10 protein-coding genes are annotated in these 11,673 nt (G+C 59.4%); all 10 read right to left on the bottom strand.

All coding sequences use genetic code 11. The features are described 5' to 3' along the window. Positions 1-2: 2 nt before the first annotated feature. The 10 genes from QKE52_RS00430 to QKE52_RS00385 all read right to left on the bottom strand — a co-directional run bounded on the left by QKE52_RS00430 (position 3) and on the right by QKE52_RS00385 (position 11,662). Complete coding sequence (locus QKE52_RS00430) at positions 3-749, bottom strand: lysophospholipid acyltransferase family protein (RefSeq protein WP_049155220.1); 747 nt, start codon at positions 747-749, stop codon at positions 3-5. Between the two features lie 66 nt (positions 750-815). Beyond that, the gene (locus QKE52_RS00425) at positions 816-1,772 is read right to left on the bottom strand and encodes an ROK family protein (protein ID WP_070515779.1); all 957 of its coding nucleotides are present in this window, start codon (positions 1,770-1,772) and stop codon (positions 816-818) included. Then, positions 1,765-2,928, bottom strand: coding sequence for a glycosyltransferase family 4 protein (locus tag QKE52_RS00420; RefSeq protein ID WP_347947822.1), 1,164 nt, complete (start codon positions 2,926-2,928; stop codon positions 1,765-1,767). Before QKE52_RS00420 ends, QKE52_RS00425 begins: the two co-directional genes overlap by 8 nt. Positions 2,929-2,931: 3 nt before the next feature. Next, positions 2,932-4,002: an NlpC/P60 family protein gene (locus tag QKE52_RS00415; RefSeq protein ID WP_347947821.1), complete on the bottom strand. Its 1,071-nt coding sequence runs from the start codon at positions 4,000-4,002 to the stop codon at positions 2,932-2,934. A gap of 158 nt (positions 4,003-4,160) precedes the next feature. After that, positions 4,161-4,796 (bottom strand): C40 family peptidase, encoded by a 636-nt coding sequence (locus QKE52_RS00410; protein WP_046648126.1) that lies wholly within the window; start codon positions 4,794-4,796, stop codon positions 4,161-4,163. 1,471 nt (positions 4,797-6,267) lie between these two features. Then, positions 6,268-7,890 carry a cytochrome bc complex cytochrome b subunit gene (locus QKE52_RS00405; protein WP_046647943.1) on the bottom strand — a complete coding sequence of 541 codons (1,623 nt, stop codon included), beginning with the start codon at positions 7,888-7,890 and terminating at the stop codon, positions 6,268-6,270. Then, positions 7,890-9,110 (bottom strand): ubiquinol-cytochrome c reductase iron-sulfur subunit, encoded by a 1,221-nt coding sequence (locus QKE52_RS00400; protein WP_070512416.1) that lies wholly within the window; start codon positions 9,108-9,110, stop codon positions 7,890-7,892. Before QKE52_RS00400 ends, QKE52_RS00405 begins: the two co-directional genes overlap by 1 nt. Beyond that, positions 9,107-9,994 carry a cytochrome c gene (locus tag QKE52_RS00395; RefSeq protein WP_029159009.1) on the bottom strand — a complete coding sequence of 296 codons (888 nt, stop codon included), beginning with the start codon at positions 9,992-9,994 and terminating at the stop codon, positions 9,107-9,109. Before QKE52_RS00395 ends, QKE52_RS00400 begins: the two co-directional genes overlap by 4 nt. Before the next feature lie 67 nt (positions 9,995-10,061). Further along, the gene (locus QKE52_RS00390; protein ID WP_232745219.1) at positions 10,062-10,673 is read right to left on the bottom strand and encodes a heme-copper oxidase subunit III; all 612 of its coding nucleotides are present in this window, start codon (positions 10,671-10,673) and stop codon (positions 10,062-10,064) included. Positions 10,674-11,230: 557 nt separating this feature from the next. Beyond that, complete coding sequence (locus QKE52_RS00385; RefSeq protein WP_046647941.1) at positions 11,231-11,662, bottom strand: cytochrome c oxidase subunit 4; 432 nt, start codon at positions 11,660-11,662, stop codon at positions 11,231-11,233. Between the last annotated feature and the right edge of the window lie 11 nt (positions 11,663-11,673).

Here is an 11,673-nt window from a genome sequence, read left to right as displayed (position 1 = left end):
GACTACCGCGCCTCCGAACTGGGCTCGGCCCCTTCCGGGTAGCCGTGCCCAGCTTGCAGGGACGCCTTCACGTCGGAGGCATAGACGTCGACGTACGGCTCACCGGACAGCTCAGACAACTGCTTCATCACGTAGTCCGTGAAAGCACGCACGGTGGCGTGATCCTGCGGATCAAGGTTGCGCTCAGCGGCCCATGCGTGGGGGTCGATGGGTTCGCCAACGCGCATGCCGACGCGCACCGGACGCGGAACCCACGAACCGATTGGATTAGCCTTCCGGGTGTTGAGCATGGCGATCGGTATTACTGTCTCACCGGTGGTTAGCGCGATGCGGGCCATACCGGTGCGCCCCTTGTAGATGCGCCCATCGGGCGAACGAGTCCCCTCCGGGTAAATACCGAAGAGATCCCCGCGGCCCATAATTTTTTGTGCGCTCACCAGCATCGCGTCACCGGCGTCCTTGTTGACGCGATCAATCGGCACCTGCCCCACGGAGCTAAAGAACCACTTTTGCAGGCGGCCAACGAAACCGGGGGTGGTGAAGTACTCACTCTTTGCCAAGAAGGTGATCTGCCGCGGGCACAACAGCGGGAAGTAGAAGGAGTCCATCACCGCTTGATGGGAGGATGCCAAGATTGCCGGACCAGACTCCGGGATGCGATCCATGCCTTCGGACCATGGGCGGTTCCACACTCGAAGGGCCGGGCCGAAAAAGATGTGCTTAAAGGCCCAGTACCACTTGTTTCGCATCGCTTATAGTCCTATCTGTGTGTGCCGAGCAAGCAGTGCTGCTCGGTGAAAGAAAAATGTGCGGTGTTAACCTCGGTGCTCCTGGCGGGCGAGATCAGCGACTCCGATCATACCTGCCGCCGAACCCAACTTCGCGGTTGCCACTCGGGCCAAAGGCCTGTGACCGGCTCCGACGATCTGCCGAGCCATGGCATCCCGCGCCTGATCGAGGTACAAATCCGCGTCCTTGGACACCCCGCCGCCAATCACGATGAGCTCTGGGTCGAGCACATCTGCCACCATGGACAACCCTTGCCCGAGCCACTGACCGAAGTTCTCCATGACAGCTATCCCCAGCGGATCGCCCTGCCTAGCTGCTGCGGTGATCTCCTCGCCGGAGGGATTCTCCGGCAAGGTGGTGTCATACTCGCCGCGCAGCTCTGCGCAGGTGTCCGGCAAAGCGGTTCCGGAAGCGTAGCGCTCTAAGCATCCGCGCTTGCCGCAGGGGCAGAGGCGCCCGCCCGGCGACACAACAAGGTGCCCGAACTCCGGGGCGGTGCCGAAAGCTCCACGGTAGATTTTTCCCTCAGTAAAAAGCGTGGCGCCAATGCCCGTTCCCACAGCAAAGAAAACCCATTCTTTCGCACCGCGCCCAGCGCCAAAGCGCCATTCGCCCCACGCGGCTGAATTGGCGTCATGCTCAAGGCGGACCGGAACGTCCAAACGCCTGCTGAGGATCTCGCGTACTGGGGCGTTACGCCACGGCAAATGCGGGGCGAAACGAACGACTTCACACTCGGGATCCAAAAAGCCTGCGAGGGCAAGGCCCACGGCCTCGATGTCATGGGATGCTGCCAAGTTGTCCACGCAGCGCACGATGTCATCTTCGAGTGTCTGCGCTTCCCTGGCCGTGGGGACGCTTGTCGAATCCACAATCTCTCCGGCGGGATTAATCACCGCGGCCCGCAAGTTGGTTCCACCAATATCGAACCCGATGGTGAGGCCGCTATGGCCACCGTCAGCGGAGGAAGTGTGTTCAAGCATGACTAGTAGGATATACCCCGGCCTGCCCACGATCACATTCCAGAACCTCACGCAATCGTGCGCCCATGATTTCCCACGTCCAGTGCTCCTCCACGTGACGGCGCCCTGCCGCCCCCATGCGGTGGGCCCCGGGGACGTCGCCAAGCAGCGTGCACAAGGCCTGCTCAAGCTCCGGAAACGAGGAGCCGCGCACGACGATGCCAGTCTCAGACGTTACTGTTTCCGGTGCACCACCGGAGTCACCCGCAATGACCGGCAACCCCGCCGCTTGTGCTTCTAGGTAAACGATGCCCAGGCCCTCGACGTCGAGTCCCCCACCCCGCGTGCGCGCCGGCATGGCAAACACATCGGCAGCATGAAGCGCCAACTGCAATTCTTCGGTGTCCCGCGCCTCCTGCAACACCGCGTCGGGGCAGTACAGACGCGCTAGCTCGCGCAGTGTCTGCTCATAGCGTCCGCGACCGATGATGAGTACCTGGGCGTCCGGGAAGCGTGCCCGTACCGCCGGCATCGCCCGCAAGAGCTGGTCCTGGCCTTTGCGGGGAACCAAGCGGGAGATACACACGATGACGGGCCCCGGGCCGAGTCCAAAGTGCTTCCGAGCGCTCTGCTTTTCTCCCTCCGTGGCCGGAGTGAAGTCATCCAGATTAACCGCGGAAGGCAGGTGGACCCAACGCGCATGGGTACCAAACGCGGGTTCCAACCTGGTACGCGTGTAGTCCGAGATATACGTGATGGTATCGGCATGCTGACCAATGCGACGCAGGGCCTGCCGGGCTATGGGAAGCATGGACCAGCCCACCTCGTGCCCGTGCGTCGTGGCAACGATCCGGCGAGCGCCCGCCGCCCGAGCCGCCGACGCCATAAGGGCGAGCGGGGCCGCCGCCCCAAACCACACGGTCTCGATGTCGTATTCACGAATCAGGCTCTGCATCCGGCGTGCGGTGGCAGGTGTCGGAAGCATGATGGTGCGTGGCCAGCGAACCACGGTATACGGCAGCGTCGAATCATACTCGGCAGCGGCGTCACCATCTTGGGTCGAGGCGAAGACGACGACGTCCTCCGAGTTGAGGGTTGCCAGAAAATCTCGAAGATAAGACTGAATCCCGCCGATGGTGGGCGGGAAATCATTCGTTACTAGGAGTGTGCGCGCCATAGCCTAGTAGCGAACGGCACCTTGAACGGGCATGGAATGAAGCGGCACCACTGCCACGGGAACGCCATAGGTGGAGGCGTGAACCACCTGACCGTCGCCGATATACATTCCCACGTGGGTAATGCCGGCGTAATAGCCCACAATGTCTCCGGGCTGTAGTTCATCGATCGGTACTGGGGTGCCGCCGGCAATCTGCGCCTGCGAGGTGCGCGGGATACTCTTCCCCATCTGCTGATAGCTCCACACCATCAGGCCGGAACAATCGAACACATCAGGGCCTGTGGCACCCCAGCCATACGGGGCGCCAATTCGGGTGAGTGCTGCTTGGACAGCGACGGATCCCGAACCATCGGCCAACGCAGCTAGGTCCAGGTCGGCAGAGCCGCCAAAGTGCTCAACCCATGCCTGGCGCGCCTCGGGGCTCAAGCCATCAACCTTGGTTTCGAGCTCCTTCTGTTGCTCTTCCAGGTCAGCCTGTTCCTTGAGAACCGCATCGCGCTGTGCCTGCAGCTCATCGCGCTTGAGGCGCGCTTCCTCAGTAGCATCGACTGCCTGCTGATGCGCCTCGTCGGCCGCGGCGGCGGCAGCCACCATGGCTTCCTCTTCACGCTTGGCAGCCCTCGTCAAAGCCCCCAGGTACCCCATGCGCTCGACCGCACTGGCTACGTCGTTGGCATCAAGGGCTGCCGACACTGGCGTTGCCGCGCTTCGGCGGTAGCGCGACTGCGCCAGGGAATCGATCCGCTGCTGTTGCTCAGCTACAACCACGGAAGCGTCTTCGGAATTGCGCTGTGCCTCCTCAGCCTTGCGTTCCAGCTCGCCGATCTCCTTCTCCGATTCTGCGAGCTCATCCTCAAGTCCCTTGACTTCCTCGCCCTTGGCGGAAACGCGCTGGGCGACGTCCGCCATGCGCTCAATGAGATCGCTCAGATCCTCGGGTGCCTGCTCCTCCGCCGCTTCGTGCGGTTGCTCTTGGAGGAACTCTTGAGCCACTGCCGATGGCGACAGGACGGCCACCGGAGCCGCACCCACAACGATTGCAGCGACGGCACACGCAATGCCACGACGCGACATGAATACCCCCGAAACTAAGAGAAGGTTAATAGATGACTGAATTATACCCTCAGTCAAGGAAAAGCGTAACGGCTTCTAGAATAGCTGAACCCCTTCCCCACCCTCGCCATCGACATGGCAAGAGCAGTGGAAGGGGCTAGCCAAACTGCCAGGTTCGCCTAGAAGCGAACAGCGGAGTGAATCGGCATGTAGTTCAGGGAGCGCTCGCCGACCGGGGTACCGGAGTTCAGCGCGTCAATGATGGTGCCGTGGCCGGTGTAGATACCAACGTGGGATGCGCCGGAGTAGTAGACGATGATGTCGCCCGGCTGCAGGGCATCGAGGGACACCGGGGTACCCGCGGAAGCCTGCGCCTGGGAGGTGCGCGGAATGGACACGCCAGCCTGGCGGTAAGCCCACGAGGTCAGACCAGAGCAGTCAAAAGCGCTCGGGCCGTTGGCGCCATAGACGTACGGGGAACCGACGGCGGAGCGAGCAGCCTCGAGAACCTTCTCGCCCACGGACTGAACCGGTGCCGGCGCCGGAGCCTCAGCTACCGGAGCCTCCACAGCAGCAGCGTAGCCAGCGCCCTGGTCAGCCTTGAAGGCCGGGATGTAGCGGTCAATGTTCGGCAGCTGCTTGATATTCGGGACATTCTCCAGACCGGCAACCTCGAAGCGGATATCGGTCTCCGGGACGACAACCTCAGCCGCATTAGCAGCGGCCGGGACGGTAACAGCTGCGGTAGCAGCAACAGCAGCAGTGGATGCGATGCGACGGGTGTTCAGGTTGCCCTGACGACGGTGCTTAGCCACGAATTTAAACTCCAAATCTTCCTGCGCGCCTACTTTCGCCCACCAGGAGAAGGCAATCCATATGACCACTCTCCACATGACGCGAACAAAAGCTCTAACCCAAGGGCGGGCCTAGCGTTCGACGATGACCCGTTCCTGTAGGGCCATCTCCGCTCGGCCCCCGGATGTTTAGGAGGGGCCAGACGCGGCGCTTAAATCTTCAGTTCGTATTGAGCACCGGTGATGTGTACACCGTGGCGGTAACTCAATGTCTCGAATAGGTTACGAAATCATCACGAGCGATGTCGAGTCAGAAACGCAAAACCGGCTTCGTTACCGTCCCGTTATCAAATGGAAACCTAAACGACACGACGCTCAACGATCTCAGTTCATTACACAAGCGCGACAGGCAGATACTTGCCTTCACCTGCAATAACCCAGAGGGGTTTTCACTTCACACCGCTAGACCTTAGCACCGACCTAAAGCCCCAAAGAGCGCCCAAAAATATACGATGTAACCTTCATCACACTCGTGTAACTCGGCGTCACATCGACCCCATTTGACCCACTACCCTCTCCTGAAACCATGCAACAAAGTGGTTCTCTCCTGCGGTTTTTATGTCGACCGCGTCACTCTCCCGAGCAAATGAGAGACCTCCGCATCGCCGTATCGCTCCTCGATTCCCGGAAATCAGACAAACTACAAGGAGGTTAACTGTGGGTTAACACCTTGACAGGCAAGCAACGCAAAACTTACGAGCCCGCTCTCCCACCCAGCTCGGCGCCCGCAGACCGCTCCTCTGACAGCGGGTACGTAGACGGCCTTACAACTACCCTAAAGCACACGCTCTAGAGGCCTAGGCATGAAAGAACTCTGTATCTAACGAACTCCCCTGGGACGCCCTTCGCGCTCACCTAGCGTACTCGCGGCGGGGTCTAATGCTTCTTCAACCAAGACAGCTCCAACCTGACGTAGGCCAATTAAGTGCGAAGAAATCCCGCCCCACCGCCGAACAACACTAGGCAATACAGCCAAGAGTGACGTCAAGGTTTACTCACCCACCCATGACCCAGGTCGGTTCACGACGACCTTTCCGTAGTGCACTGCACATCTTTTCGCGAAACGGATTACCTTCTTTGAGCTCCTCCAACGCCCAACGTCTGGGGGCCTTTATTGACACGCCTCAGGCATCTGACAAAAGGCGTCTTGCAAAAGGCATCAGTCATAAGGCGTTTTCCCGGCTAAAACGCCATTTACTCATTTCAGATGGCGTCTTCAGACCCAAAGGTGCCTTTTGCCAAATGCCTTCTACAGGAACGCTCTCCTGACTTAGCTCAGCTTCCGAAATGAACAAATGAACCAGGCCGGCTCCAAGGGCCCAGTTCGAAGCCCAGCGACAAAAGGAAATGAGAACGCAAAAGCCCGTTCCTATTCTCCTGTGTGATGGAGAAAGGAACGGGCTCTGTGAGCGTGTTTCAGCGAATGATGGCGCTAGATGCGGCCATTCTCCTCGTCTTCGCGGCGGTTAGCCTCGTTGAGCTGACGGAACATCTCCGCCTCCTCAGCGTGGTTCTCGTGGCGAATTTCATTGACTCGGGAGACGATAGCGGAGTCATCGGAAGAGAAGATGCCCTGAGTCTCGGAGTCGGCCAGACCAAGCTGGTTGAGCTGCTTCGGAACCGGAGCGCCGGCGTACTCGAGCGGAACCGGGTGGCCGTGCTCGTCCACCGGACCAAGCGGCTGGTGAACCTCGATGAAGGCACCGTTCGGCAGCTGCTTAATGACACCGGTCTCGATACCGTGCTCAAGCACCTCACGGTCGGAGCGCTGCAGACCAACGCAGATACGGTAGGTCATGAAGTATGCAATCGGCGGCAGGACAATCAGACCGATACGGCCAACCCAGGTCATCGCATTCAGCGAGATCTGGAAGAAGTGTGCCACGTGGTCATTACCACCAGACAGCGTTACCAGCAGGAAGAAGACGATGGCAGCTGCACCGATAGCGGAGCGAACCGGAACGTCACGCGGGCGCTGCAGGAGGTTGTGGTGAGCGTCGTCGCCCGTCAGCTTCTTCTCAATGAAGGGGTAGGCGAAGAGCAGAACGACCATGAGGCCACAGAGCAGTGCAACCCAGAACGCAGACGGAATGGTGTAGTTGCCGATGTAGAGCTCCCATGCCGGCATGACACGAGCAACACCGTCAGTCCACAGCATGTAGATATCCGGCTGGGAACCAGCGGAGACCTGGGACGGGTTGTACGGGCCAAGGTTCCAGATGGCGTTAATCGTCATCAGACCGGAGATGAGCGCCAGCACGCCAGCAACCATCATGCCCATGCCGATTGCCTTGGTGGCGAAGACCGGCATAATACGGACACCCACGACGTTGTTCTCAGCGCGACCCGGTCCAGGGAACTGGGTGTGCTTCTGGAACCACACCATGATGAGGTGTGCTGCGATAAGGCCCAGGATGATGCCCGGGATGACCAGCACGTGCAGGATGTAGAAACGGTCCAGCATGAGGTCGGACGGGAAGTCGCCACCGAAAATGGCCCAGTGCAGCCAGGTACCGATGATCGGCAGACCCAGGATGATGGCGGACATGATTCGCAGACCAACACCGGAGAGCAGGTCATCCGGAAGGGAGTAGCCAAGGAAGCCCTCGACCATGCCCAGCAGGATAAGCGCGCAACCGATAATCCAGTTGGCCTCACGCGGGCGACGGAATGCGCCGGTGAAGAAGATGCGCAGCATGTGGGCAATCATGGACATCATGAACATGAGTGCAGCCCAGTGGTGCATCTGGCGCACAAACAGACCGCCGCGGACCTCAAAGGAGATATCGAGTGCCGTTGCGTAGGCGCGAGACATCTCCACGCCGTTCAGCGGGGTGTACCCACCGTCGTAGATGACCTTCGTAATTGAAGGATCGAAGAACAGCGCGAGGTAGATACCGGTCAGCAACAGGATGATGAAGCTGTACAGTGCCATCTCACCGAGCATGAAGGACCAGTGAGTGGGAAAGACTTTGTTGAGCTGGGTACGCAGGACGCCGGCAGCGGAATACCGCTCGTCCATGTTGTTACCCATCTGTGCAAGTTTGTTACTCATTATGACTTACGCTCCCAGAATGCAGGTCCGACGGGCTCGATGAAGTTGCCCTTAGCAATGAGGTAGCCCTCATCGTCCACATCAATCGGCAGCTGCGGCAGTGCACGGGCTGCCGGGCCGAAGACCGGCTTACCGTAGTGCAACGCGTCGAACTGCGACTGGTGGCACGGGCAGAGAATGCGGTTGGTCTGTGCCTCGTACAGCGAGGTCGGGCAACCAATGTGGGTACAGATCTTGGAGTAGGCGTAGTAATCGCCGTAGTGGAAGTCTTCCTGACCCTTGCGCTCGATAGCCTTCTTGGCATCATCGTTGCGCAGGCGGATGAGCATCACAGCGTTGCGGTTACCGTGGATGGAGTGCATGTGGTTCTCGTAGACGTCCTTGTCCTCGGAGTACTCTGCACCGTCGTTGACATCCTCAGCAGCCAGCGGGAAGACAGTCTCCATACCGCCTGCAGCCAGATCTTCCGGACGCACGCGCACCAGGCGGGTGACGCCACGGGTGGTGTAGTGCGAGCCGGACTCGCCTTCGTGCATTTCGGCGATAGTACCGGTATCGCGAGCGAGGTAGAGCTTGACGCCCTTCTCATGCAGGGTCCAACCGGAGGTCCACAGGGTGCCGTCACCCATGTAGTTCAACTCGTGGCGCTTCTTCCACGGGTTGTTGATGGCACCACCCAGCGGAGCGATGACGGTAAGGCCGAAGAGAACGCCAGCACCACCGAGCAGACCCATGATGGTCTTACGACGACCCAAGGTCGAGGTGTTCCAGGAGTCATTCAGCAGCGCGGTCAGCGTGCGGCGGTCGACTTCATCGGAAGGACCGTCGTGGCGGCGCTGAACCGAGATCTCCTCGGGGAGGATCTTCTTGACGTACTGAACGATGGCAAAGCCCAAGCCCAGGATGCACAGACCAGAGGTCAAGCCGAGCAACGGCGTGTAGAGGGTGTGCCACCACATGCCGTCCTCGCCGAGCATCTTGTACTCCCACGGCCAGAAGAGGTAGACGGCCAGGAAGGCAATGCCCATCAGGACGGAAATGATGAGCCAGAAGGTGACGTTTGCAGCGGCACGCTTCTCGGCGGGATCGCCCTCTACCGGGAAGCGCTCCTTACGGAACGCAACGGTAACATCGTCCAGCTCGGTACCGAGGGCTGCGAGCTCGTCGTTGCTCATAGCATCGAGCTCTTTGCGAGAGTAATTCTTCTTTACGTTGCTCATGAGCGAGATCCAATCCACATAGCGGCAACGCACAGAAGGCTGATGCCGATGATCCACATTGCCAGGCCCTCAGCCACCGGACCGAGGCCGCCAAGCGACCAACCAGCCGGAGACGGGGTTTCCTTCGCAGACTTGAGGTAGGCGATGATGTCCTTCTTCTCATCTGCAGTCAGCTGACGGTCGGAGAACTTCGGCATGTTCTGCGGGCCGGTCAGCATTGCCTGGTAGATCTCCTGCTCGTTAGCCGGGTCTAGCGGCGGAGCGAACTTACCGGAGGAAAGGGCGCCTCCCCTACCGGTGAAGTTGTGGCAGGACGCGCAGTTCATGCGGAAGAGCTCGGAGCCCTTGGCGACGTCCTCGGCCTGAATCTGGCCGTTGTAGTTAGCACCACGCAGGGACTCCTGCGCAACGGAGCCATCCTCGTCGTAGACGATGTCTGCGCCACCACCGTTGGCAGCAACATAGGCAGCCAGCGCAAGGGTCTGCTGCTCGGTGTAACGCGGGGTCTTGCGCTCAGCCTGTGCGTCGTTCGACATCATCGGCATACGACCGGAGTGCACCTGGAAGTACACAGAGCCGGCACCGATACCAACGAGGGAAGGACCACGGTCCTGGATACCCTGCAGGTTCGCACCGTGGCAGGTGATACACGCGACTTCGTAGATGTCCTTGCCCTCTTGAACGAGTGCCTGGTCATCCTTTGCGGCGGTGGCCACCTGCGCATCAGGGGTCAGGGCGGAAGCCAAGACGCCTGCGCCGGTAAGCCCGATGCTCAGTGCAAAGACGCCAGCAAGCGTGCGCTTCGCCTTGCGGCGACGGCGGGTCTTCTTAGCCGCGGCAGTGGTGTCTTCCACTGCGGCGGGCTGCTGGATGTTATCCATCATTTTCCTTTAGATAACTCGTACATGGAGATGAATGACTGTAGGCCGGCTATTCTCCGGCGACTACGGCCTACTGAACTAGGTAGATGACTACGAACACGCCGATCCACACAACGTCAACGAAGTGCCAGTAGTAAGACACTGCCATTGCCGCGGTGGCCTGTGCAGGCGTGAACTTGGAGCGGGCAATTCGCGCCAAGATAATTCCGAAGGCGATCAGACCCGCAGTCACGTGTGCCGCGTGGAACCCGGTCAGGATATAGAAGACCGAACCAAAGACACTGGACTGAACAGTGAGACCTGCCATGATCAACTCTGTCCACTCGAACGCCATGATGCCCAAGAAGACAACACCCAACGCGATGGTTACCGAGTACCAGAGTCGGAGCTTGTAAACGTCACCCCTTTCTGCTGCAAACACGCCGAACTGAGAGGTCACGGAGGAAAGAACCAGGACACTCGTAATGAGGAAGCCCATGGGCACGTTGATGTGCGCCGTGTGCTCTGCCCAGTCCCCCTCCTGGCCGTTCGCACGCGAGGTGAACCACATCGCGAACAGTCCAGCAAAGAACATCAATTCCTGAGACAGGAACACGATGGTGCCGACGCTGACCATGTTGGGTCGGTTCAGCGCGGCAACACGTGGTGCTGCCATACCTTGGTTAGAAACTACGCTCGTCACGCATAACAGTATGGCTGGTCTGACCGCATAAGTCATCTCATTTCCCCCCGATTTTTTTGAGGCCACGACCTAGACCTTCACAGTTTTCACCCCAGGCAGGAACCATAGAGCTCCCAGGAAGTAGTCGGGAACTTTTTAGCGCGCTTTACGACGCCTCATCCCTGCAGGTAGTGAGACTTGGCAACGCCAGTTGTGAAGCCAGCAACAGGTCAAGAAGAGGTACGTTTTGCCCGCAATCCGAAACCGGTCGGACCAACGCCAATGAGATAAATCACACCCGCCCCCGCGGGCGAAAGTGCAGGACTGCAACTTTCGGATGACCCCCGTAAAAATGGCCGTTAACGTGCTGGAATTCTAAGCACAGACCTAGAGTTACACACTTTCGCAAGCCACCCGCTCCCCCAGCACTCCACCGAAATCAAAATTTTTTCTCCCTTTTGGGAACTTTCCGCAACGCACTACGACGCAGTCTTCTCAACGACAAAGCCTCCGCCACGAGGTGTGGCGGAGGCGTGAGAAGTCGTGACGCTAGAAAGCGCGGCAGAAAAGGTTAAGCCTTAGTGCTTTTCCTTCGGAAGGCCATACTGCAGGGACAGGCCAGTCACGGAGGTGACGAGCAGGACTGCGCCCAGGATAATCATCCAGAAGTAGAGGAAGATGATGCCAAGACCCAGCACTGCGATGGAGCCGGTCATGCACAGCGGCCAGATGGAGCTCGGAGAGAAGAAGCCAAGGATACCGGCTGCGTCTTCAGTCTCCGCCTCTTCCCAATCCTCCGGCGCGATGTCGGAGCGGTTATCGGTGAAGTGCAGGTAGCCGCCCAGCATGAGGCAGAGCAGCATAGCGAGGACCAAGCCCACGATGCCGACCCACTCGGTGCCGTACATGTAGCCATCATCCTTGACGTAGTTAACGCCAATGACGTAGACGATGAGCGACACGAAGAGGTAGGTCGCGATGGAATAAAAGACCTTAGATGTTGCACGCATTTTCTATCAGT

Source organism: Corynebacterium sp. c25Ua_47 (genome assembly GCF_039907205.1).
Lineage (GTDB): Bacteria > Actinomycetota > Actinomycetes > Mycobacteriales > Mycobacteriaceae > Corynebacterium > Corynebacterium hiratae.
The sequence above is the reverse complement of the archived record's forward strand: the minus strand, read 5'-3'. Positions and strand labels throughout refer to the sequence as shown.

Bases quoted from the DNA above. Each gene is read 5' to 3' on its own strand.
- QKE52_RS00430 (WP_049155220.1), bottom strand. From the start codon at position 749: ATGCGAAACAAGTGGTACTGGGCCTTTAAGCACATCTTTTTCGGCCCG.
- QKE52_RS00425 (WP_070515779.1), bottom strand. From the start codon at position 1,772: ATGCTTGAACACACTTCCTCCGCTGACGGTGGCCATAGCGGCCTCACC.
- QKE52_RS00385 (WP_046647941.1), bottom strand. From the start codon at position 11,662: ATGCGTGCAACATCTAAGGTCTTTTATTCCATCGCGACCTACCTCTTC.
- QKE52_RS00405 (WP_046647943.1), bottom strand. From the start codon at position 7,890: ATGAGTAACAAACTTGCACAGATGGGTAACAACATGGACGAGCGGTAT.
- QKE52_RS00400 (WP_070512416.1), bottom strand. From the start codon at position 9,110: ATGAGCAACGTAAAGAAGAATTACTCTCGCAAAGAGCTCGATGCTATG.
- QKE52_RS00420 (WP_347947822.1), bottom strand. From the start codon at position 2,928: ATGGCGCGCACACTCCTAGTAACGAATGATTTCCCGCCCACCATCGGC.
- QKE52_RS00415 (WP_347947821.1), bottom strand. From the start codon at position 4,002: ATGTCGCGTCGTGGCATTGCGTGTGCCGTCGCTGCAATCGTTGTGGGT.
- QKE52_RS00395 (WP_029159009.1), bottom strand. From the start codon at position 9,994: ATGATGGATAACATCCAGCAGCCCGCCGCAGTGGAAGACACCACTGCC.